At 58.3% G+C, this 22936-nt stretch carries 22 protein-coding genes; 5 read left to right on the plus strand and 17 right to left on the minus strand.

Annotated elements, in window-relative coordinates:
- Positions 1-14: 14 nt before the first annotated feature.
- Complete coding sequence (idi, locus tag DBY73_RS03270; protein WP_112009783.1) at positions 15-557, plus strand: isopentenyl-diphosphate Delta-isomerase; 543 nt, start codon at positions 15-17, stop codon at positions 555-557.
- 48 nt (positions 558-605) lie between these two features.
- On the opposite strand, the gene lysS is transcribed toward idi, so the two are convergent.
- From lysS to xerD, 5 genes are all read right to left on the minus strand, one after another.
- On the minus strand, positions 606-2123 hold the full coding sequence (gene lysS / locus DBY73_RS03275) for a lysine--tRNA ligase (RefSeq protein ID WP_112009784.1): 1518 nt from the start codon (positions 2121-2123) through the stop codon (positions 606-608).
- Between the two features lie 9 nt (positions 2124-2132).
- A protein-coding gene (gene prfB, locus DBY73_RS03280; RefSeq protein ID WP_112009785.1) for a peptide chain release factor 2 occupies positions 2133-3231 on the minus strand; the annotation gives its coding sequence in 2 pieces (ribosomal slippage) (positions 2133-3155 and positions 3157-3231; 1098 coding nt in all).
- Positions 3232-3321: 90 nt separating this feature from the next.
- Positions 3322-5055: a single-stranded-DNA-specific exonuclease RecJ gene (gene recJ / locus DBY73_RS03285; protein WP_112009786.1), complete on the minus strand. Its 1734-nt coding sequence runs from the start codon at positions 5053-5055 to the stop codon at positions 3322-3324.
- A gap of 5 nt (positions 5056-5060) precedes the next feature.
- The gene (gene dsbC, locus DBY73_RS03290; RefSeq protein WP_112009787.1) at positions 5061-5774 is read right to left on the minus strand and encodes a bifunctional protein-disulfide isomerase/oxidoreductase DsbC; all 714 of its coding nucleotides are present in this window, start codon (positions 5772-5774) and stop codon (positions 5061-5063) included.
- Positions 5775-5802: 28 nt separating this feature from the next.
- The gene (gene xerD, locus DBY73_RS03295; RefSeq protein WP_112009788.1) at positions 5803-6699 is read right to left on the minus strand and encodes a site-specific tyrosine recombinase XerD; all 897 of its coding nucleotides are present in this window, start codon (positions 6697-6699) and stop codon (positions 5803-5805) included.
- Positions 6700-6800: 101 nt separating this feature from the next.
- Between xerD and fldB the strand changes: the two genes are divergently transcribed.
- A complete protein-coding gene (gene fldB, locus DBY73_RS03300; RefSeq protein ID WP_112009789.1) occupies positions 6801-7322 on the plus strand; it encodes a flavodoxin FldB in 522 nt (173 codons plus the stop codon).
- 7 nt (positions 7323-7329) lie between these two features.
- Here the strand turns inward: fldB and DBY73_RS03305 are convergent, their stop codons facing one another.
- Complete coding sequence (locus DBY73_RS03305) at positions 7330-7740, minus strand: protein YgfX (protein WP_112009790.1); 411 nt, start codon at positions 7738-7740, stop codon at positions 7330-7332.
- A complete protein-coding gene (gene sdhE, locus DBY73_RS03310; protein ID WP_042716098.1) occupies positions 7721-7987 on the minus strand; it encodes an FAD assembly factor SdhE in 267 nt (88 codons plus the stop codon). Before sdhE ends, DBY73_RS03305 begins: the two co-directional genes overlap by 20 nt.
- 294 nt (positions 7988-8281) lie before the next feature.
- Here sdhE and ygfZ point away from each other — a divergent pair, with 294 nt between their 5' ends.
- On the plus strand, positions 8282-9262 hold the full coding sequence (gene ygfZ / locus DBY73_RS03315; RefSeq protein WP_112009791.1) for a tRNA-modifying protein YgfZ: 981 nt from the start codon (positions 8282-8284) through the stop codon (positions 9260-9262).
- A 123-nt stretch (positions 9263-9385) separates the two neighbouring features.
- Here ygfZ and DBY73_RS03320 read toward each other — a convergent pair whose 3' ends face one another.
- Together DBY73_RS03320 and yqfB are read right to left on the minus strand one after the other, a co-directional pair.
- Positions 9386-10045 carry a hemolysin III family protein gene (locus DBY73_RS03320; RefSeq protein ID WP_112009792.1) on the minus strand — a complete coding sequence of 220 codons (660 nt, stop codon included), beginning with the start codon at positions 10043-10045 and terminating at the stop codon, positions 9386-9388.
- A 163-nt stretch (positions 10046-10208) separates the two neighbouring features.
- Positions 10209-10520 (minus strand): N(4)-acetylcytidine aminohydrolase, encoded by a 312-nt coding sequence (gene yqfB, locus DBY73_RS03325; protein ID WP_112009793.1) that lies wholly within the window; start codon positions 10518-10520, stop codon positions 10209-10211.
- 50 nt (positions 10521-10570) lie between these two features.
- Between yqfB and DBY73_RS03330 the strand changes: the two genes are divergently transcribed.
- Both DBY73_RS03330 and DBY73_RS03335 read left to right on the plus strand, forming a co-directional pair.
- On the plus strand, positions 10571-11302 hold the full coding sequence (locus DBY73_RS03330) for a MurR/RpiR family transcriptional regulator (protein WP_112009794.1): 732 nt from the start codon (positions 10571-10573) through the stop codon (positions 11300-11302).
- A 115-nt stretch (positions 11303-11417) separates the two neighbouring features.
- Positions 11418-12851, plus strand: a complete 1434-nt coding sequence (locus tag DBY73_RS03335; RefSeq protein WP_112009795.1) for a 6-phospho-beta-glucosidase — start codon at positions 11418-11420, stop codon at positions 12849-12851.
- A gap of 36 nt (positions 12852-12887) precedes the next feature.
- Here DBY73_RS03335 and DBY73_RS03340 read toward each other — a convergent pair whose 3' ends face one another.
- The 8 genes from DBY73_RS03340 to DBY73_RS03375 all read right to left on the minus strand — a co-directional run bounded on the left by DBY73_RS03340 (position 12888) and on the right by DBY73_RS03375 (position 22862).
- Complete coding sequence (locus DBY73_RS03340; protein ID WP_112009796.1) at positions 12888-13631, minus strand: SDR family oxidoreductase; 744 nt, start codon at positions 13629-13631, stop codon at positions 12888-12890.
- Between the two features lie 70 nt (positions 13632-13701).
- A complete protein-coding gene (gene gcvP, locus DBY73_RS03345; protein ID WP_112009797.1) occupies positions 13702-16575 on the minus strand; it encodes an aminomethyl-transferring glycine dehydrogenase in 2874 nt (957 codons plus the stop codon).
- A gap of 68 nt (positions 16576-16643) precedes the next feature.
- Entirely contained in the window at positions 16644-17033 is a 390-nt protein-coding gene (gene gcvH, locus DBY73_RS03350; protein WP_112009798.1) for a glycine cleavage system protein GcvH, read from the minus strand.
- A 23-nt stretch (positions 17034-17056) separates the two neighbouring features.
- Positions 17057-18151: a glycine cleavage system aminomethyltransferase GcvT gene (gene gcvT, locus DBY73_RS03355; RefSeq protein ID WP_017382898.1), complete on the minus strand. Its 1095-nt coding sequence runs from the start codon at positions 18149-18151 to the stop codon at positions 17057-17059.
- A gap of 397 nt (positions 18152-18548) precedes the next feature.
- Positions 18549-19751: an FAD-dependent 2-octaprenylphenol hydroxylase gene (gene ubiI, locus DBY73_RS03360; protein ID WP_112009799.1), complete on the minus strand. Its 1203-nt coding sequence runs from the start codon at positions 19749-19751 to the stop codon at positions 18549-18551.
- Between the two features lie 12 nt (positions 19752-19763).
- A complete protein-coding gene (gene ubiH, locus DBY73_RS03365) occupies positions 19764-20942 on the minus strand; it encodes a 2-octaprenyl-6-methoxyphenyl hydroxylase (RefSeq protein ID WP_112009800.1) in 1179 nt (392 codons plus the stop codon).
- Complete coding sequence (pepP, locus tag DBY73_RS03370; RefSeq protein ID WP_112009881.1) at positions 20939-22252, minus strand: Xaa-Pro aminopeptidase; 1314 nt, start codon at positions 22250-22252, stop codon at positions 20939-20941. The genes ubiH and pepP overlap by 4 nt, the downstream gene beginning before the upstream one ends.
- A gap of 31 nt (positions 22253-22283) precedes the next feature.
- Positions 22284-22862, minus strand: a complete 579-nt coding sequence (locus tag DBY73_RS03375; protein ID WP_146745736.1) for a YecA family protein — start codon at positions 22860-22862, stop codon at positions 22284-22286.
- Positions 22863-22936 lie beyond the last annotated feature (74 nt).

A 22936-nucleotide genomic window follows, 5' to 3' on the forward strand; every position in this document is an offset into this window, starting at 1 on the left:
GCACTGGAGCAAGAATGAGCATTCAAGAACACGTCATTTTGATTGATGAGCAGGGAAAGGTAATCGGCACCCAGGAAAAATACGCCGCCCACACAGCAGACACCCCGCTGCACCTGGCTTTCTCTTCCTGGCTGTTTAACGAAAAGGGCGAATGCCTGGTCACACGACGCGCCATGGGCAAAAAAGCCTGGCCCGGCGTCTGGACAAACTCCGTCTGCGGCCATCCGCAGTCAGGTGAACAGATTGAGATGGCGATCGTTCGCCGCTGCCGCGACGAGATTGGCGCAGCGATCGTCGATATCACTCCCGTCGCGCCTGAGTTTCGCTACCGTAAAATTGATCCGTCCGGCATCGTCGAAAACGAAGTGTGCCCGGTATTTGCCGCCCGCATTACCAGCCCTTTAGCTATCAATCCCGACGAGGTAATGGAATATCAGTGGGTCGATCCGGAGGCGCTTTTTCAGGCGCTGGACGCCACGCCGTGGGCCTTTAGCCCGTGGATGGTGCTGGAAGCGAACGCTGCCCGCGACGCGCTCAGAGCCTTCGCAGCCAAATAAAAAAAGCCCCGGCGATAATCGCACGGGGCATTTTTATATCCTGAAAACTTATTTCACCGGACGCATCGCCGGGAACAGGATCACGTCGCGGATGGTGTGGCTATTGGTAAACAGCATCACCATGCGGTCGATACCAATGCCCAGGCCAGCCGTTGGCGGCAGGCCGTGCTCCAGCGCGGTCACGTAGTCTTCGTCGAAGAACATTGCTTCGTCGTCGCCTGCGGCCTTCGCGTTAACCTGATCCTGGAAGCGCTGCGCCTGATCTTCCGCATCGTTCAGCTCGCTAAAGCCGTTGCCGATTTCACGGCCGCCGATGAAGAACTCGAAGCGGTCGGTGATTTCCGGGTTCTCGTCATTACGACGCGCCAGCGGAGACACTTCAGCCGGGTATTCGGTGATGAAGGTCGGCTGAATCAGGTGCGCTTCGGCCACTTCTTCGAAGATCTCGGTCACGATACGGCCCAGACCCCAGCTCTTCTCAACCTTGATACCGATGCTTTCCGCAATGGCTTTCGCAGAGTCGAAGTTGTCCAGCTCGGCCATGTCGGTTTCCGGACGGTATTTCTTGATCGCTTCGCGCATGGTCAGTTTTTCAAACGGCTTGCCGAAGTCGAAGACCTCTTCACCGTAAGGTACTTCTGTGGTGCCCAGAATGTCCTGCGCCAGGGTGCGGAACAGGGATTCGGTCAGCTCGATCAGATCTTTGTAATCCGCGTAAGCCATATAGAGTTCCATCATGGTGAACTCTGGGTTGTGGCGAACGGAGATACCTTCGTTACGGAAGTTACGGTTGATTTCAAACACGCGATCGAAACCACCGACCACCAGACGCTTCAGGTACAGTTCCGGCGCGATGCGCAGGTACATGTCGAGGTCCAGGGCGTTGTGATGGGTGATGAACGGACGCGCGGACGCGCCGCCAGGGATCACCTGCATCATTGGGGTTTCCACTTCCATAAAGTCGCGGTTCACCATGAACTGGCGGATGCCGGCCATGATCTGGGAGCGAATTTTGAAGGTCTTGCGGGATTCATCGTTAGAGATGAGGTCCAGGTAACGCTGACGGTAGCGCGCTTCCTGATCCTGCAGGCCGTGGAATTTATCCGGCAGCGGGCGCAGGGCTTTGGTCAGCAGGCGCAGCTCGGTACAGTGGATAGACAGCTCGCCGGTTTTGGTTTTGAACAGCTTACCTTTCGCGCCGAGGATATCGCCCAGATCCCACTTCTTGAACTGCTCGTTATAGATGCCTTCCGGCAGGTCGTCACGGGAGACGTACAGCTGAATGCGGCCGCCAACGTCCTGCAGGGTCACGAAAGACGCTTTACCCATAATACGACGGGTCATCATGCGGCCCGCAACGGCCACTTCGACGTTCAGCGCTTCCAGCTCTTCGTTCTCTTTAGCGTCGAAGTCTGCGTGCAGTTGGTCTGAGGTGTGGTCACGACGAAAATCGTTCGGGAACGGCACGCCCTGCTCGCGCAGCGCGGCCAGCTTCTCGCGGCGGGTTTTCAGTTCGTTGTTAAGATCGACTACCGCGTCAGCGCCCTGTGCTTGTTGTTCAGACATGTTGGTTCCTCATAACCCTGCTTTCAAACTTGCTTCGATAAATTGGTCCAGGCTGCCGTCCAGCACCGCCTGCGTGTTACGGGTTTCTACACCGGTACGCAGGTCTTTAATGCGGGAGTCATCGAGGACGTAAGAACGGATCTGGCTGCCCCAGCCGATGTCTGACTTGTTGTCTTCCATCGCCTGCTTCTCAGCATTTTTCTTCTGCATCTCCAGCTCATAAAGCTTCGCTTTCATCTGCTTCATGGCCTGGTCTTTGTTCTTATGCTGTGAACGGTCGTTCTGGCACTGCGTCACCAGCCCGGTCGGAATGTGGGTGATACGCACCGCAGATTCCGTACGGTTAACGTGCTGACCGCCCGCGCCGGATGCGCGATAGACGTCGATACGCAGGTCCGCCGGGTTGATGTCGATGTCGATATCTTCGTCAACTTCCGGGTAAACGAACGCGGAGCTAAACGACGTATGGCGGCGGCCGCCGGAGTCGAACGGGCTCTTACGCACCAGGCGGTGAACGCCAGTTTCGGTACGCAGCCAGCCGTAGGCGTAGTCGCCAATAATTTTGATGGTCACGGATTTCAGGCCCGCGACTTCACCTTCAGACTCTTCGATAATCTCGGTTTTGAAACCGCGCGCTTCGGCCCAGCGCAGGTACATACGCGTCAGCATGCTGGCCCAGTCCTGCGCTTCGGTACCGCCAGAACCTGCCTGAATATCGAGATAGCAGTCAGCGCTATCGTATTCGCCGGAGAACATGCGACGAAACTCCAGCTGCGCCAGCTTCTCTTCCAGACCATCGAGTTCCGCTACGGCTTCGTTAAAGGTTTCTTCGTCGTCAGCTTCAACAGCCAGCTCCAGCAGGCCGGACACATCTTCCAGCCCCTGGGACATTTGGTCCAGCGTATCTACGATGGCTTCGAGAGAGGAACGCTCTTTGCCCAGCGCCTGTGCGCGCTCGGGTTCATTCCAGACGTCCGGCTGTTCCAGCTCGGCGTTTACTTCTTCCAGACGCTCTTTCTTGGCATCGTAGTCAAAGATACCCCCTAAGAACGTCGGAGCGCTCCGTGAGGTCCTGAATGCGGTTTTTTACCGGATTAATTTCAAACATGGTCTGTTTTCTTTTATGAGCTTGTAAAAATGCGGTGATAAGAGCGGGATTGTACCGAATCCACGCTCTTTTTTATAGAGATTACTGACGCTAAATTGGCCAGATATTGTCGATGATGAGCTGAAGAGAGCGGTTGCCGCGAAACTCATTAATATCGAGCTTATAGGCAAGCTCAACTTCACGCACGCCGTTGTCCGGCCAGATGGCGGTGTCGACGTTAAATGCAATGCCGTCCAAAAGCGGGCCGCCGCCAACCGGTTCAACCATCACCTTCAAATGGCGTTCGCCCACGATGCGCTGCTGCAGCAAACGGAAACGCCCGTCAAACAGCGGCTCGGGGAACATTTGCCCCCACGGGCCGGCATCGCGCAGCATCTGCGCCACCTCCATGGTCATTTCGGCCGCGGACAGCGGGCCGTCGGAGACCACTTCGCCCTGCAAAAGCGCCGGGTCAATCCAGTCGGTGACCAGCTCGCCGAAGAGGCGTTGAAACTCGTCAAACTTTGCCTCTTCCAGCGACAGCCCCGCCGCCATGGCGTGGCCGCCGAACTTGATCATCAGATCGGGATAAAGCGTATCCAGACGCTCCAGCGCGTCGCGCATGTGCAGCCCCTGAATGGAACGGCCAGAGCCTTTCAGCGTGCCGTCTCCCGCTGGCGCAAAGGCAATGACCGGACGGTGGAAACGCTCTTTGATGCGGGAAGCCAGAATGCCCACGACGCCCTGATGCCATTCCGGGTGATACATCGCCAGACCGCCGGGCAGCGTATCCGCGCTGCGCTCCAGCTTTTCGCAGAGGGTCAGCGCTTCGGCCTGCATCCCCTGTTCAATCTCTTTACGCGTCTGGTTAAGCGCGTCCAGCTCGTTGGCCAGCACGCGCGCCTCGCCGATGTTATCGCACAGCAGCAGCGCGACGCCCACGGACATATCGTCCAGCCTTCCGGCCGCGTTCAGGCGTGGGCCAAGCGCAAAGCCGAGATCGCTTGCCGCCAGCTTCTGCGGATCGCGATTGGAAATCTCCAGCAGCGCCTTAATGCCCGGCCGGCATTTGCCCGCGCGGATGCGGCTCAGGCCCTGCCAGGTCAAAATACGGTTGTTGGTATCCAGCGGCACGACGTCCGCTACGGTACCGAGCGCGACGAGATCCAGATACTCCGCGAGGTTGGGTACGGCGATGCCGCGAGACTCGAACCAGCCCTTATCGCGCAGCAGCGTGCGCAAGGCCAGCATCAGATAAAACGCCACGCCAACGCCCGCCAGCGATTTCGACGGGAAATCGCAGTCGCGCAGGTTGGGGTTAATGATGGCTTCAGCCTCCGGCAGCGTATCGCCGGGGAGGTGGTGATCGGTAACCAGCACCGGTATCCCCAGCTCATGCGCGCGCTGGACGCCCGCGTGAGAAGAGATCCCGTTATCCACGGTCATGATCATCTGCGCGCCGCGCGCGTGCGCCTGATCGACCACTTCCGGGCTAAGACCATAGCCGTCTTCAAAGCGGTTTGGCACAAGGTAGGCGACGCTGTCGCAGCCCAGCGCGCGCAGGCTGAGCACGCTCAGCGCGGTGCTGGTGGCGCCGTCGGCATCAAAATCACCGACAACGACAATGCGCGTCCCGTCGAGAAACGCGTTGTAGAGCATCTCGGTGGCTTTTTCGATGCCGCTCAGCTTCTGCCAGGGCAGCATCCCCTTCACGCTTCGCTCAAGATCGTCAGCGTTTTTTACGCCGCGGCTGGCATAGAGCCGCTTGAGCAGCGGCGGGAGCTCCGCGGGTAAATCAGCATCATCAACCGCCTCGCGGCGGCGCAATTTTATCGGTGCTTTCACGCTGATTATTTACCACCAAGCTGTTTCTGGTGCGCGTCGAGGAACTCTTTCATCTCTTTCGGACCCTGATATCCCGGCACCACGGAGCCGTTGCTCAGCACGATCGCTGGCGTACCGTTCACGCCAAACTGCACGCCCAGCGCGTAGTGGTTGGCAATGTCGATATCACAGGAGGCTGGCTTCACGCCTTTGCCGTTCATGGCATCGTCGAACGCCTTGTTGCGATCTTTCGCACACCAGATTGCCTTCATGTCCTGCTCTGGCTGGCTGTTAACGCCCGCGCGCGGGAAGGCCAGGTAGCGCACGGTAATGCCCAGCGCGTTATAGTCTTTCATCTCTTCGTGCAGCTTGTGGCAGTAGCCGCAGGTGATGTCGGTGAACACGGTAATCACGTGTTTTTCCTGCGGCGCTTTATAAACAATCATCTCTTTTTCGAGCGCGTTCAGGTTTTTCATCAGCAGCTGGTTCGTCACGTTGACCGGCTGCGCACCGCTGACGTCGTACATTGGGCCCTGAATAATATGCTTACCGTCTTCGGTCACGTACAGCACGCCGCTGTTGGTTAACACGGTTTTCATCCCGGCAACCGGCGCAGGCTGAATATCGCTGCTGGTGACGCCCAGCTTGGTCAAAGACTGTTTAATCGCGGCATCGTCAGCATGGGCAAAGCCGGTAAATGAAGCTGCCAGCAGGGTGAACAGCGCTAAAGACTTTTTCATAGTTAATCCTGTTACGATTCGTCGGCACTCACGCGCGCGGGTGGTGCTGTTGATGTAGCTGCCGCAGGCGTTCAGTCGCGACATGGGTGTAAATTTGCGTAGTTGAGAGATCGCTGTGGCCAAGCAGCATCTGCACGACGCGCAGGTCAGCGCCGTGGTTTAGCAGATGCGTCGCAAAAGCGTGACGCAAAACGTGCGGCGAAAGCTTCTCGCTGTCGATACCCGCCAGCGTGGCATAATGCTTGATGCGATGCCAGAACGTTTGCCGCGTCATCTGCTGCGCGCGCTGGCTCGGGAACAGGACGTCAATAGAAACCCCGTTCAGCAGCCAGGGGCGACCGTGCTCAAGGTACGTTTCGAGCCAGTACACCGCCTCTTCGCCCAGCGGCACCAGCCGCTCTTTATTGCCTTTGCCGATAACGCGAACCACGCCCTGACGCAGGCTAACGTCGCTCATCGTCAGCCCCACCAGCTCAGATACGCGTAAGCCGGTCGCATACAATACCTCAAGCATGGCTTTATCGCGTAACTCCAGCGGCAGGTCAACCGCCGGCGATTGTAATAATCTCTCAACTTGTGCTTCGCTCAGATCTTTCGGCAAACGCTGCGGGAGCTTTGGCGAGGCCAGCAGCGCGCTCGGATCGTCCGCGCGGATCTTCTCGCGATAGAGATGCTGGAACAGGCGACGCATTGCGCTCAAAAGCCGCGCGGAGCTGGTTGCTTTATAGCCCCCCTCCATGCGCTCGCCAAGCAGCGCCTGAAGATCCTCGCTTTGCGCGGTCTCAAGGCTAAGCCCTTTATGGGCCAGCCACTCTACCAGCATGGTGAGATCCCGTCGATAAGCGCTGAGCGTGTTCGCGGCCAGGTTCTTCTCCAGCCAAAGCGCGTCGAGAAACTGTTCGATGAGCGCGAGATCCTTTTCCACATCAGCCCCTTTGATTCTGCAATCCGCCCATTATGCCTGATTGCCAACGGTTTCTGGTACACTACGGGCATAGTCTACGCAAGAATTGAGATTGTTACGCGATGAATATTGGTCTGTTCTATGGCTCCAGCACCTGCTACACCGAAATGGCGGCGGAAAAAATTCGCGACATTATCGGCCCGGAACTGGTGACGCTGCATAACCTGAAAGATGACGCCCCCACGCTGATGGAGCAGTACGATGTGCTGATCCTTGGGATCCCGACGTGGGATTTCGGCGAAATACAGGAAGACTGGGAGGCTATCTGGGACCAGCTTGATGCGCTCAATCTTGAGGGCAAAATCATTGCGATGTACGGCATGGGTGACCAGCTAGGCTACGGCGAATGGTTCCTCGACGCGCTCGGCATGCTGCATGACAAGCTGGCACCGAAAGGCGCGTCATTTATCGGCTACTGGCCAACCGAAGGCTATGAGTTCACCAGCAAAAAACCTATCATCGCTGACGGCCAGCTGTTCGTGGGGCTCGCGCTGGACGAAACCAATCAGTACGACCTCAGCGACGAGCGCCTGCAAACCTGGTGCGAACAAATTTTGGGTGAAATGGCGGAAAAATTCAGCTAACGCAAGCCTACTGCTGCGTCGGCTGCTGTAACATCATCCGGCGCAGATCGCGCCACTCTGCCGCATCCATACTGTCTGCCGCCAGCCAAAGGTGTTGCCGACGTCCCCCGTCTACCCTGCGCAGCCGCAGCATCATCCCGGCATTCAGCATCCAGGGCGTTCCGATGATGTCCCACTCCTGGCCCTGCCAGCGCAGGCGCGAATCGACCAGCAGCTTAATTTCGCCCTGACGCGCGTTAATCCGACGCTGGCTGCGCACGCTATCAAATACCACAAACGACAGCAGCAGCAGCCATAAAGGGGTGTAGCTAAGCGGCCACGGCATCAGTAAAACTAAGGCCGCGACCAGACCGTGGAGCAACAATGACATCCACTGCGAGCGCCACGAGACGCGAAGATCAGATTGCCACAGGACCACGTTCCCGATTCCGTGTTTGAATTAATTGCACCATCCGTTGCAACTCGGTGTCGGCGGGTTTGCCGTGATTCATCAGCCAGTTGAATAAATCAGGGTCATCTGACTCAAGCAGGCGCACAAACAGACGCTTATCGTCGTCGCTTAAGCTGTCGTACTCATGCTCAAAGAAAGGCATGATGGAAATATCAAGTTCGCGCATGCCGCGTCGACATGCCCAGTGAATACGGGCCTTGTTGTTAATATCCATGTTCAGTTTCCTGCTTTACGTTTGGCACAGTCGGATTCCCGTTCGCTATTCGTTATTTCTCTTCGGGAACAGTAGCTAGTGTAACGTGTTTTTGAACGTTTCTTTACTGGAATATTGCTAACCTCGAGCAGGCTTCCAGAATAATCCTCATAAAGACAGTGGATTACACTTTTTTGCGTCGCGCTACGCATAACCGGTTCATGGCACGAATGGCCTGCTGAAAGCGCTTGCAATGGCTACAGTCTCTTTTACCATTAGGCATTATCGAAGCGTTAAGCAATTCAGGACATCATTATGGCTTTTACTCCATTTTCTCCTCGCCAGCCCGCCGCCTCCGCGCGTCTGCCGCTGACGCTTATTACTCTTGAAGACTGGGCGCTGGCGACCGCAACCGGCGCCGATGCTGAAAAATACCTGCAGGGCCAGGTGACGGCCGACGTCAGCCAGATGACCGAGCACCAGCACCTGCTGGCTGCCCACTGCGATCCGAAGGGCAAAATGTGGAGCAACCTGCGCCTGTTCCGCGATCGGGACGGCTTTGCCTTTATTGAACGCCGCAGCCTGCGCAATGCCCAGCTCGTCGAGTTGAAAAAATACGCGGTCTTCTCCAAAGTCACTATCGCACCGAACGACGAACGGGTTCTGCTAGGCGTGGCGGGCTTCCAGGCGCGCGCAGCGCTGAAAAACCTCTTTGCCGAACTGCCGCATGCGGATAAACAGCTGGTCGGCGAAGGTGAAACATCCATTCTGTGGTTTGAACACCCGGCGGAACGTTTCCTGCTGGTAACGGACGAAGCCACCGCAGAGCGCGTTACCGACGCATTGCGCGGTGAAGCGCAGCTCAATAACAGCCAGCAGTGGCTGGCGCTGGACATCGAAGCAGGTCTGCCGGTGATTGACGCCGCAAACAGCCAGCAGTTTATTCCCCAGGCGACCAACCTCCAGGCGCTGGGCGGCATTAGCTTTAAGAAAGGCTGCTATACCGGTCAGGAAATGGTGGCTCGCGCGAAATTCCGTGGAGCGAACAAGCGCGCGCTGTGGACGCTGGCTGGCCACGCCAGCCGGGTACCGGAAGCGGGGGAAGATCTAGAGCTGAAGATGGGCGAAAACTGGCGCCGTACCGGCACCGTGCTGGCTGCCGTTCAGCTCGATGATGGCCGCCTGCTGGTGCAGGTCGTCATGAATAACGATATGGAACCGGACAGCGTGTTCCGCGTGCGCGATGATGCGAAAACGCTGGGCATTGAGCCGCTGCCGTATTCACTGGAAGAGTGATGCTGTATCGCCCGGTGGCGAGGTAAATGCAAAACGGTAACCGAAAGGTTACCGTTTTTTATGTTTGCTCTCTCTCCCTGTGGGAGAGGGCCGGGGTGAGGGCACCAAGCCGCAGCGGATAAACTACGCCTGCCCCACGTACAAATAGATTGCCAGGAAGTGGCACACGCTGCCGCCAAGCACGAAGCCGTGCCAGATAGCGTGGTTATAGGGAATGCGCTTGCAGACGTAAAAAATTACGCCCAGCGAATAGACCACGCCGCCCACCGCCAGCAGCGTCACGCCCCCGATCGCCAGCTTAACGGCCAGCTGGTACACCACAATCAGCGACAGCCAGCCCATCGTCAGATAGGTCACCAGCGACAGAATTTTAAACCGGTGCGCGATGGTCAATTTGAATAAAATACCCAGCAGCGCCAGGCTCCAGATCACGATCATCAGGGTGCGCGAGAGCGGCGAGTTTAATCCCACCAGCAGAAACGGCGTATAGGTACCCGCGATCAGCAGGTAGATAGCGCAGTGGTCAAATTTTTTCAGCCAGGTTTTGGCCCGCTGATGGGGAATGGCGTGATACAGCGTCGAGGCCAGAAACAGCAGGATCATGCTCCCGCCGTACAGGCTGTAGCTGGCGATTGCCATCGCGCTGGCATTCGTGTCCACCGCCTGCACCAGCAGCAACACCAATCCGACAATGCCAAAAACCAGCCCCACGCCGTGGCTAATACTGTTGGCTATTTCCTCAGCCAGCGAATATCCCTGTGCAATTAATGGCTTACTCACCATACGAAACTCCGGGAAAAAAGATGAATATTCATCGTCTGACTATGCTAACTGAGAATGATTCCAGTGAACACCTGTTAGCTAAAATAAAATTCAATGCGATACTTTCAATTTATAATCAATCAGTTACACATTCATTTCAGCTCACATCTGTTTCAGGTTATTGTTAAAGACATTTAAAATCAATCACATAAAACCGGTCCTGATTCGGATAGATTTCTCTGATTACGCTTTTCAGCGTCTCAAGCGTCATGTTCTCCTGCTCCGCGTGTTTTTCCGTCAGCGTTTCCAGGGTCACGGTCGATGTTCCCAGGACTTCGACAGTGCAAAAGTATTCGTCATCCTCGTAGCGCCCGACGCGCAGCACGTCGCCCCGCCTGAAGTGGGACTCGCTTTCATCGCGGATAGTAATGGTTTTACGCCCGGCCAGAATGTCGTCCTGAAAGCGCTGAAAAAAAGTGATGTCGTTTGGCTGCATGGTATTATTCCCTGAATGAAATCCGATGAGTGAGTTTAGCCATAGTGAGCATGTTCTCCCATTCCGCCGTTGCCAGCCTCAATAATCTGGAGATGATGGTCTACAACTTTGTCATCAAAAACCGCGACAAGGTGATGTATATGACCATCCGCGAACTGGCGGATGCGGCTGGCGTCTCAACGACCACTATCCTGCGCTTTTGCCGCAAGCTCAACTGTGAGGGCTATTCGGAATTCCGCGTGCGCTTTAAGCTCTTTCTGGAGCAGAATGAGCCTCAGCAGGCGAATTTTGGCGCCAGCGAAATTATCAGCTTCTTTAAAAGCGTCAACAATGAAGAGTTCGATAGTTTATTAGATCGCGCAGTTGATATTATTATGTCCTCCGAGCGTATTATATTTGTCGGCGCAGGCACGTCTGGCTCTTTGGCAAAATATGGCGCACGCTTCTTCTCCAATATTGGGAAATTCAGCAACCATATCGACGATCCTTATTTTCCGGTCACCAACGACATGGCCAAAAACGCGCTGGCGATTGTGCTTTCCGTGTCCGGAGAAACCGAAGAGATCCTGCGCTTTGCCAGCCAGTTCAGCCTGCACAACTGCAAGGTGCTGTCGATTACCAGCCACGAACACTCGCGGCTGGCGAAGCTGGCGGACTTTAACCTCTCCTGGCATGTTCCCCAAACGCGTATCGGCGGCGTTTACGACATTACCACCCAAATTCCCGTGATCTATATTCTGGAATCTCTTGGCCGCAAGCTGGCGAAGAAATTAACGGAATAAAACACCCTGTTTTTTGGATGTGACAAATCACATTATGCGCAAATTGTTATATCGTGACATTTAATATCGCTTTGCTAGACTCGGCCATATTAGCCCTTTATTGAGAGTAGCAAAGATGAAAAAACTGACCTTACCAAAAGACTTTTTATGGGGCGGCGCCGTTGCCGCACATCAGGTTGAAGGCGGCTGGAACAAAGGCGGCAAAGGCCCCAGCATTTGTGACGTGCTGACCGGCGGCGCGCACGGCGTACCGCGCGAAATCACGCAGGAAGTGATTGAGGGCAAATATTATCCGAACCACGAGGCCGTCGACTTCTACGGCCACTACAAAGAAGACATCAAGCTGTTCGCCGAGATGGGCTTTAAGTGTTTCCGCACCTCGATTGCCTGGACCCGCATCTTCCCACAAGGCGACGAAACCCAGCCGAATGAAGAAGGCCTGAAGTTCTACGACGACATGTTCGATGAGCTGCTTAAGTACAACATCGAGCCGGTGATCACCCTCTCCCACTTCGAAATGCCGCTGCACCTGGTGCAGGAATACGGCGGCTGGACCAACCGCAAAGTGGTCGATTTCTTCGTGCGCTTCTCGGAAGTGGTCTTCGAGCGTTATAAAAGCAAGGTCAAATACTGGATGACCTTTAACGAGATCAATAACCAGCGCAACTGGCGCGCGCCGCTGTTTGGCTACTGCTGCTCGGGCGTGGTCTATACCGAGCATGAAAACCCGGAAGAGACGATGTACCAGGTGCTGCACCACCAGTTCGTGGCCAGCGCGCTGGCGGTGAAAGCCGCGCGCCGCATCAACCCGGACATGAAGGTCGGCTGCATGCTGGCGATGGTTGCGCTCTACCCGTTCTCCTGCAAGCCGGAAGACGTGATGTTCGCGCAGGAATCCATGCGCGAGCGCTATGTGTTCACCGACGTGCAGCTTCGCGGCTACTACCCGTCCTACGTGCTGAACGAGTGGGAGCGCCGCGGCTTCTCCATCAACATGGAAGCGGGCGACGAGCAGATCCTGCGCGAAGGCACCTGCGACTATCTGGGCTTCAGCTATTACATGACTAACGCGGTGAAGGCCGAAGGCGGGAGCGGCGATGCGATTTCTGGCTTCGAGGGCAGCGTGCCGAACCCGCACGTTAAGGCATCGGACTGGGGCTGGCAGATCGACCCGGTAGGCCTGCGCTACTCGCTTTGCGAACTTTACGAGCGTTATCAGAAGCCGCTGTTTATCGTTGAAAACGGTTTTGGCGCTTACGACAAAGTGGAAGAAGACGGCAGCATCAACGATGACTACCGCATCGACTACCTGCGCGCCCACGTGGAAGAGATGATGAAGGCGGTCACCTATGACGGCGTGGATCTGATGGGCTACACGCCGTGGGGCTGCATCGACTGCGTGTCGTTTACCACCGGCCAATACAGCAAGCGCTACGGCTTTATCTACGTGAATAAGCACGACGACGGCACCGGCGACATGTCGCGTTCCCGCAAGAAAAGCTTCGAGTGGTATAAAGGCGTGATTGCCAGCAACGGCGAGGCATTGTAATACGATTTAACCCCTCTCCCCTTTGGGGAGAGGGGTTTACTTCCCGCCCGCCAGCTCAATAAAACTCCCCGTCACGTACGACGCCTTTTCGCTCAGCAGCCAGACAATCGCCTGCGCCACCTCTTCCGGCTGGCCGCCGCGCTGCATCGGCAGCAATGATTTCACGCGATCCACCCGGCCAGGCTCTCCGCCCGACGCATGAATATCGGTATAGATCAGCCCCGGACGCACGCAGTTCACGCGTATTCCCTGCGCGGCCACCTCCAGCGCGAGCCCGGTGGTGAGTGAATCCACCGCGCCTTTCGAGGCCGCGTAATCCACGTATTCTCCCGGCGCGCCCAGGCGCGACGCGGCGGACGAGACGTTCACGATCGCCCCGCCCTTGCCGCCGTGCTTGTGCGACATGCGCTTGACCGCTTCGCGGCAGCAGAGGAAATAGCCCGTTACGTTGGTGGCGAGCACGCGGTTGATGCGCTCGGCCGACAGGTTCTCGATGGTGGATTGCTCAAACAAAATACCCGCATTATTGACCAGCGCGGCAAGCGGCTCGCCTTCGCGGTCGATGCTGTCGAACATCGCCAGCACCTGCGCTTCATCGCTGATGTCGGCGCGCACGGCAAAGGCTTTGCCGCCCGCCTCGACAATCTGATTGACCACTTCCGTCGCGGCCTTAATATTGTGGTGAAAGTTCACCGCCACGGTGTAGCCCTCGCATGCCAGCTGCAGCGCGGTGGCTTTACCAATTCCGCGGCTGGCGCCGGTAACCAGTGCAATTGCCATTGTCTTCTCCCAATAAAAAAGCCGGGTGGCGGCTTCGCCTTACCCGGCCTACGTTACTACAGCAAAAAAATTACTGGTATTCGCTCATCGGCACGCAGGAGCAGAACAGGTTGCGGTCGCCGTACACGTCGTCGAGACGCTTCACGGTCGGCCAGTATTTGTTTGCCACGCCCGCCGGGAAGACCGCCAGCTCGCGGGAATAGCCGTGATTCCACTCCGCCACCATCTCGTGCTGGGTGTGTGGCGCATTGACCGGCGGGTTGTCGTCGAGCGTCCACTCGCCGTCCTGCACGCGATCGATCTCCATGCGGATGGCAAGCATCGCGTCGATGAAGCGGTCCAGCTCGGCTTTGCTCTCAGACTCCGTTGGCTCCACCATCAGCGTACCCGCAACCGGGAACGACATGGTTGGCGCATGGAAGCCGTAGTCGATCAGACGCTTGGCAATATCCAGCTCGCTGATGCCCGTCGCGTCTTTCAGCGGACGAATATCAAGGATGCACTCGTGCGCTACGCGACCGTCGCGGCCGGTATAGAGCACCGGGAAGGCAGATTTCAGGCGCGTGGCAATGTAGTTGGCGTTGAGGATCGCCACCTGGCTTGCCTGCTTCAGCCCTTCCGCGCCCATCATGCGGATGTACATCCAGCTGATTGGCAGAATAGAGGCGCTGCCGAACGGTGCCGCGGAGACCGCGCCCTGGCGGGTCAGCATGCCTTCAATTTGCACTACGCTGTGGCCCGGCACGAACGGTGCCAGGTGCGCCTTCACGCCGATTGGGCCCATGCCCGGGCCGCCGCCGCCGTGCGGGATGCAGAAGGTTTTATGCAGGTTCAGGTGCGAGACGTCCGCGCCGATAAAGCCCGGCGAGGTGATGCCCACCTGAGCGTTCATGTTCGCGCCGTCGAGGTATACCTGACCGCCGAACTGATGAACCACTTCGCACACTTCACGGATGGTCTCTTCGTACACGCCGTGGGTGGACGGATAGGTCACCATGATGCAGGAGAGCTTGTCTCCCGCCTGCTCGGCTTTCGCACGCAGGTCGGCCAGGTCGATGTTGCCGTTCTTATCGCAGGCCACCACCACCACTTCCATTCCCGCCATCTGGGCAGACGCCGGGTTTGTGCCGTGCGCGGAGCTTGGGATCAGGCAGATATCGCGGTGGCCTTCATTGCGGCTTTCGTGATAGTGGCGGATTGCCAGCAGGCCCGCGTATTCACCCTGCGCGCCGGAGTTCGGCTGCATGCAAAGCGCGTCGTAGCCCGTCAGCTTCACCAGCCAGTCGGAGAGCTGGTTAATCATCAGGTGATAGCCTTCCGCCTGCTCCGGCGGGCAGAACGGGTGCAGCTCGGAAAATTCAGGCCAGGTAATTGGGATCATCTCCGCCGCGGCGTTCAGCTTCATGGTGCAGGAGCCCAGCGGGATCATCGCCTGGTTCAGCGCCAGATCCTTGCGCTCCAGAGAGTGCATGTAGCGCATCATCTCGGTTTCGCTGTGGTAGCGGTTGAAGACCGGGTGCGTCAGGATCGCGTCGTTGCGCAGCATGCTCTCCTGAATCGAGCGGCTGTCGTGCGCCACCTCTTTGTCCAGCGCGTCAACGTCCAGACCGTGGTCGTCGCCCAGCAGCACGTTGAACAGGTTCACCACGTCGTCACGGGTGGTGCTTTCATCCAGCGTGATGCCGACGGCGTTGTGAATGTCGCTGCGCAGGTTGATTTCCGCCGCGTCGGCGCGTGCCAGCACGGCCGCTTTGTCCGCCACGTCCACGCACAGGGTGTCGAAGTAGTGGTCATGACGCAGCTTAAGCCCTTTCTGCTGCAGGCCGCAGGCCAGAATGTCGGCCAGGCGGTGAATGCGGCTGGCGATGCGCTTCAGGCCGGCCGGCCCGTGGAAGACGGCGTACAGGCTGGCGATGTTCGCCAGCAGCACCTGTGAAGTACAGATGTTGGAGTTCGCCTTCTCGCGGCGGATGTGCTGCTCGCGGGTCTGCATCGCCATGCGCAGGGCGGTGTTACCGGCGGCATCTTTCGATACGCCGATGATGCGGCCCGGCATGGAGCGTTTGAATTCATCTTTCGCGCCGAAGAACGCCGCGTGCGGGCCGCCGTAGCCCATCGGCACGCCGAAGCGCTGGGCCGAACCGAAGACGATATCCGCGCCCTGTTTGCCCGGCGCGGTCAGCAGCACCAGCGCCATAAAATCGGCGGCAACGCTGACGATAACTTTGCGGTTTTTCAGCTCGGCGATCAGCGCGCTGTAATCATGTACTTCGCCCGTTGTGCCAACCTGCTGCAGCAGCACGCCGAAGACGTCCTGGTGATCCAGCACTTTGTCCGCGTCGTCGACAATCACGTCAAAACCGAAGGTTTCCGCGCGGGTGCGCACCACGTCCAGCGTTTGCGGATGCACGTCCGCCGCCACGAAGAAGCGGTTGGCGTTTTTCAACTTGCTGACGCGTTTTGCCATCGCCATCGCTTCGGCAGCGGCGGTCGCTTCGTCCAGCAGCGAGGCGGACGCGATATCCATGCCGGTCAGGTCCAGCGTCACCTGCTGGAAGTTCAGCAGCGCTTCCAGGCGACCCTGGGACACTTCCGGCTGATAAGGGGTGTAGGCGGTGTACCAGCCCGGGTTTTCCAGCATGTTACGCAGGATAACCGGCGGCAGCTGCACGTTGGTGTAGCCCATGCCAATGTAAGACTTATAGCGCTTGTTAAGGCCGGCAATGGCCTTCAGCTCCGCCAGCGCGGCGAACTCGGTGGTGGACTCCCCGATCTGAGGCGGCGTCGCAAGCTGGATGTCCTTTGGCACGATCTGGCCGATCAGTGCGTTTAATGAATCCGCGCCAACCGTTTTCAGCATCTCCTGCTGTTGCTGAGCGTCCGGCCCGATGTGACGTTCAATGAAGGCGCCACGGTTTTCAAGCTGGCTTAAAGTCTGTGTCATGAGCGATGGTTCCTGAAACGTGCAGTGAATGTGTTTTCTCCCTCTCCCTAAGGGAGAGGGATAATGGCTTACTCGTTTTCTAACAGTGCTTCGTACGCGGTCGCATCCAGCAGCGCGGCAACCTGCGCCTCGTCGCTGGCTTTGATCTTAAAGATCCAGCCGCCTTCATACGGCTCGCTGTTCACCAGCTCCGGGGAGTCGCTCAGGGCGTCGTTGACGGCCACAATTTCACCGCTGACCGGCGCGTAGATATCGGAAGCCGCTTTTACGGACTCCGCAACCGCGCAGTCATCGCCCGCGCTCACGGTGGTGCCCACGTCAGGCAGGTCGACAAACACCATGTCGCCCAGCAGCTCCTGCGCGTGCTCGGTGATCCCAACGGTGTAAGTGCCGTCCGCCTCTTTGCGCAGCCACTCGTGTTCTTTGCTGTATTTCAGTTCTGCTGGCACATTGCTCATTGAAGTTCTCCTGATAAAAATGATTAGGCGACCGGCTTACCGGCGCGAACAAAAATCGGTTTGGTTACGTTGACCGGCATTTCACGGTTGCGGATCTGCACCACCGCCGTTTCGCCAATGCCCGCCGGGACGCGCGCCAGGGCGATACTGTAGCCGAGCGTCGGGGAGAAGGTGCCGCTGGTGATCACGCCTTCGCGGTGATTGCCGTCGGCATCGGTGAAGCGCACCGGCAGCTCGCCGCGCAGGACGCCTTTTTCCTTCATCACCAGGCCAACCAGCTGTTCGGTCCCTTTTTCACGCTGCATTTCCAGCGCTTCGCGCCCGATGAAGTCACGGTCGGCCGGTTCCCAGGCAATGGTCCAGCCCATGTTGGCGGCCAGCGGAGAGACGCCTTCGTCCATCTCCTGGCCGTAGAGGTTCATTCCCGCTTCGAGGCGCAGCGTATCGCGCGCGCCCAGGCCCGCCGGCTTCACGCCCGCTTCGACCAGCGCGCGCCAGAAATCGGCGGCCTTCTCGTTCGGCATCGCAATTTCATAGCCCGCTTCGCCGGTGTAGCCGGTGGTCGCAATAAACAGGTCGCCCGCCTGCACCCCGAAGAACGGCTTCATGCCTTCGGTGGCTTTGCGCTGCTCGTCGCTGAACAGAGAGGCGGCTTTCGCCTGCGCGTTTGGCCCCTGCACGGCGATCAGCGACAGATCGTCACGGACCGTGATGTCGATAGCATAAGGTTCGGCGTGTTGGGTGATCCAGGAGAGGTCTTTTTCGCGGGTGGCGGAGTTGACAACGAGGCGGAAGAAATCTTCAGTGAAGTAATAGACGATAAGGTCATCAATCACGCCGCCGGAGGCATTTAGCATACCGGTATAAAGCGCTTTACCCGGCGTCTTTAGCTTCGCAACGTCGTTTGCCAGCAGATAACGCAGAAACTCCCGGGTGCGGCTACCGCGCAGATCGACAATCGTCATGTGGGATACGTCGAACATACCGGCATCGGTGCGCACCGCGTGGTGCTCATCAATCTGCGAGCCGTAGTGCAGCGGCATCATCCAGCCGTGGAAGTCCACCATGCGGGCGCCGCATAACACGTGCTGTTCGTACAAAGGAGTCTGTTGAGCCATCTTTTCCTCGTTGAAAAATTCCACCGTGAAACCCGGTATCGGCCCCGTATATGGCGCCGACGCAAACGTTCTCTTTTACCTGAACTTACCACCGAAGCCGGCGGTAAACCATAAGCTAAAGAAGGTCATCACATTAGCTTATGACTAAAAAACGCTAAAAAGCCTACAGAGTTATTCACTGGAAAAATGCGATTAAGCCCGCACAAAATTAACATTGATCTAACAGTATTCAGCACAGGGTGATATTTCGTGCGGAAAAATGGGCCAGATTTTCGTCATGAAAAAAAGGCGAGATTAGATTATCTAATGCGAAAAAACGCGTGAAATTAGATTATTTCAAATGAGGTTATTTCCCCGGCGCGGAGGCCGGGAAAAGAAAGTGTGACGGGGGTCAATACTATTGGAGCCAGTCGGGAAGATCGTTAAGGCCCATTGCCTGACGGAGAAGCTGCGGCTTAACGCCGGGAAGGGTGTCGGCAAGCTTAAGGCCGATATCGCGCAGCAGTTTTTTCGCCGGATTGCCCCCGGCAAACAGCTCGCGGAAGCCCTGCATGCCGGCCAGCATCATCGCCGCGCTGTGCTTGCGGCTGCGCTCGTAGCGCCGCAGGTATAAATGCTGGCCGATGTCTTTCCCTTCGCGGTGCAGGCGACGCAGCTCTTCAACCAGCTCGGCCGCATCCATAAAGCCGAGATTCACGCCCTGCCCGGCCAGCGGATGAATGGTATGCGCCGCATCGCCGACCAGCGCCAGGCGGTGCGCCGCAAACTGGCGCGCGTAGCGGCCGGTCAGCGGGAAGACCAGACGCTCGCTCTCAAGCGTGCACAGGCCAAGGCGGTTATCAAACGCCACGCACACCGCCTGGTTAAAGGCTTCCGGCGTGGCGTCCTGCATCTGCTGCGCTTTTTCCGGCACCAGCGACCAGACGATCGAGCACAGGTGCGGATCGCTGAGCGGCAGGAAGGCCAGAATGCCGTCGTTGTGGAAAATCTGGCGCGCGACGCCGCCGTGCGGCTCTTCGGTGCGGATGGTCGCCACCATCGCGTGATGGCGGTAGTCCCAGAAGGTCAGCGGGATATCGGCCTTGTTACGCAGCCAGGAGTTGGCGCCGTCAGCGCCCACCACCAGACGCGCGGTGAGCATATCGCCGCTTTGCAGGGTAATAAACGCCTCGTTTTCGCCCCAGGCCACCTGCTGGATCTGCGCGGGTGCCATCAGCGTCACGTCGCTACAGGCCTGCGCTTTTTGCCACAGCGCGTGGTGAATCACCGCGTTTTCGATGATGTGCCCCAGGTGGCTGTACCCCATGCTTTCGTCATCAAACGCGATGTGGCCGAAGCTGTCTTTATCCCACACTTCCATACCGTGATAGCAGCTGGCGCGCTGGGCCACGATATCTGACCAGACGCCAAGCCGCGTCAGCAGCTTTTCGCTGGCCGCGTTAATCGCCGATACGCGAAGCGCCGGCGGCGCATCCGGCGCGACGGGCTGAGGCAGCTTTTGCTCCAGCACGGCCACGCGCAGGCCGCTGCCCTGTAATCCGCAGGCCAGCGCCAGCCCGACCATTCCGCCGCCTACAATGGCGACATCAACATTTTGCACGGTGATAACTCCTTAACGCGCGACCCAACCAAGGGTCCGCTGCGCCAGCACGTCACGTGCCGGAATGAATAATTCCATCGCCACCAGCCCGAGGTTGCGGCCTGCCACCAGCGGCGCCCAGCGGTTGGCAAACAGATGGACTAAACCATCGGTCACGCCGATCGTCGCCTCTTTGTCGGCCTGACGGCGCTTCTGATAATGACTCAGGACCGCATACTCGCCGCAGTCTTTTTGCTCGCGCCACGCCTGCGCCAGCGTTTCCGCAAGGCTCATGACGTCGCGCAGGCCAAGGTTGAAGCCCTGCCCGGCAATCGGATGCAGGGTCTGCGCCGCATTGCCGACCAGCGCCACGCGATGGGAGATAGACTGCGATGCGGTAGTCAGCGACAGCGGATAGACCGCGCGTTTGCCCGCATGGGTGATACGTCCGAGCCGCCAGCCGAAGGCCCGCTGCAGCTCGGCACAAAAACGTTCGTCGGACCAGGACTGCACCTCGTCGGCCTTATCCAGCGGATGGCACCAGACCAGCGAGCAGCGCCCGTCCGACATCGGCAGCATCGCCAGCGGGCCGTGCTGCGTGAAGCGCTCGAAGGCCCTGCCGCCATGGGCCTGGGACGTCGAAACGTTGGCAATGACGGCAACCTGCCCGTACGGCTGCTGCTGCCACGCTATGCCGCACCGCGTGCCGATGGCAGAACGCGAACCGTCCGCGGCAACCAAAAGCTGGCCCTCAAGAACGGTGCCATTTTCCAGCGTCACGCTGACCGCGCCTTCGCTGCGGCTAAAGCCGGCAACGCGCGTCGGGCAGTGCAGCGTAACGCCCGGGGCATCCTGCAGCAGTCGGAACAGGCGCAGACCGACGTCGTGCAGCTCAACAACCTGCCCCAGCGCGTCAATGCGGTAGTCATGGGCATTCAGCGTGACAAACCCCGCGTGCCCGCGGTCGCTGACGTGGACGGTATTAATCGCCGTTGCGCGATCCGCAATCGCCTGCCAGATGCCAATGCGCGCGAGGTGCTGGCAGGTTCCCTGCGCCAGGGCGATGGCGCGGGCGTCAAAGCCTGGGTGATCGGCGGCCTGAGGCGCAACGGCCTCCACCAGATGCACCGGAAGCTGGCCGTTCGTCAGCTGCGATATTGCCAGCGCCAGCGTGGCGCCGGTCATGCCGCCGCCAACAATGATCACGCTCATACGCGCGCCGCCGCCATCAGCGCCTCGATATCGTCCGCTTTCTTGACGACGCTCGCGGTCAGGTTTTCGTTACCCGATTCGGTGATCACAATGTCGTCTTCAATGCGAATGCCAATGCCGCGGTACTCCGGCGGGACGTCTGCATCCGGCGCAATGTACAGCCCCGGCTCGACGGTCAACACCATGCCCGGCTCCAGCACGCGCGAACGTTCGGGGCCATAGGCGCCCACGTCGTGCACGTCCAGCCCAAGCCAGTGGCTCAGGCCATGCATAAAGTACGGGCGGTGGGCATTCTCGGTAATCAGCGTATCCACGTCGCCCTTCAGGATGCCGAGCTTCACCAGGCCGGTAATCATGATGCGCACGACTTCACCGGTCACTTCCTGAATGGACGTACCCGGACGGTAAAGCGTCAGCGCCGTTTCCAGCGATTCGAGCACGATGTCATACACCGCGCGCTGTGCCGGGGTGAATTTGCCGTTCACCGGGAAGGTACGGGTAATGTCACCCGCGTAGCCCTGGAATTCGCAACCGGCGTCGATCAAGACCAGGTCGCCATCGCGCAGCGCGCTTTCGTTCTCGGTGTAATGCAGAATGCAGCCGTTTTCACCGCCGCCAACGATGGTGTTGTAGGAAGGGAAACGCGCGCCGTGGCGGTTAAACTCATGATGAATTTCGCCTTCGAGCTGATACTCGAACATGCCCGGGCGGCACTTTTCCATCGCGCGGGTATGCGCCAGGGCGCTGATTTCACCCGCCCGGCGTAGCACGTTGAGCTCTTCTTCGGATTTGAACAGGCGCATCTCATGCACCATCGGACGCCAGTCCGTCAGCGTGGCCGGGGCGGATAGATTCTGCCGCGAGCCTTTACGCAGCTTGTCGAGCGCGTTGAAGACGATCTCATCGGCGTAGGCGTACTCGCCCTGAGCGTGGTAAAGCACGTCCAGACCGTTAAGCAGCTGATAGAGCTGCTGATTGATTTCGCTGAACGCCAGCGCGCGGTCCACGCCAAGCTTCGCTGGCGCCGCCTCTTGCCCGAGGCGGCGGCCAAACCAGATTTCAGCCGTCAGGTCGCGCACGCGGTTGAAGATAACGCTGTGGTTGTGGGTGTCGTTGCTCTTAATCAGGACCAGTACCGCTTCCGGCTCGTTGAAGCCGGTGAAATACCAGAAATCGCTGCTCTGGCGATAGGGGTATTCGCTGTCGGCGCTGCGCGTGACTTCCGGCGCGGCAAAAATCAGCGCGGCGCTGCCCGGCTGCATTTGCGCCAGCAGCGCCTGACGACGGCGCGAATACTCGTGATTTGAGATAACCATGACACCCTCCTGTGCGTTCTTGTTCTTAATGTAAGGTCGGCTTGCGGACTTCAGGCGCGGTTGGCTGCGCGCGCGTAAAGTTGTCGTGGCACAGCAGAGAGGCCACGCGAACGTACTCGATGATCTCTTCGAGCGACATCTCCAGCTCTTCCTGATCTTCGTCTTCGTCGTAGCCAAGCTGCGCGATGTTGCGCAGGTCGTCGATCGCCTCGCCCGCTTCGCCGGTTACCTTATCAAGCTTAGGCTGAGTAACGCCCAGGCCAAGCAGATAGTGGTTTACCCAGCCCGCGAGCGCATCGGCGCGATCGAAGACGCTCACGTCGTCTCCATCAGGCAGATAAAGCTGAAAAAGGAAGCCATCGTCTTCCAGTGAATCGCTGATTGCCGCGTGCATTTTTCTCAGTGCTTCCGCCAGCTCGTGACCAAACGCCAGCCCCTCGTTGGTGAGGTCGTGGATCAGCGGCTGCCAGGAGCTATCGCCGTTTCCACCGCACAGCATGCCACTGATCAGACCGTGCATTTCAGCGGGGGTTAAACCGACTCCCTGCTGGTTCAGTAACTGGTTTAAATCCTTGTAACCAGGCATTTCGTTCTGTATAGACATGAGCATTCGTCATCAAAGGGGGAAGATTCATGATATGCTACCACTTTGGACCCTGGTGATACCAGAAAAGGGCT

The organism is Enterobacter sp. RIT418 (genome assembly GCF_003057745.1).
Lineage (GTDB): Bacteria > Pseudomonadota > Gammaproteobacteria > Enterobacterales > Enterobacteriaceae > Enterobacter.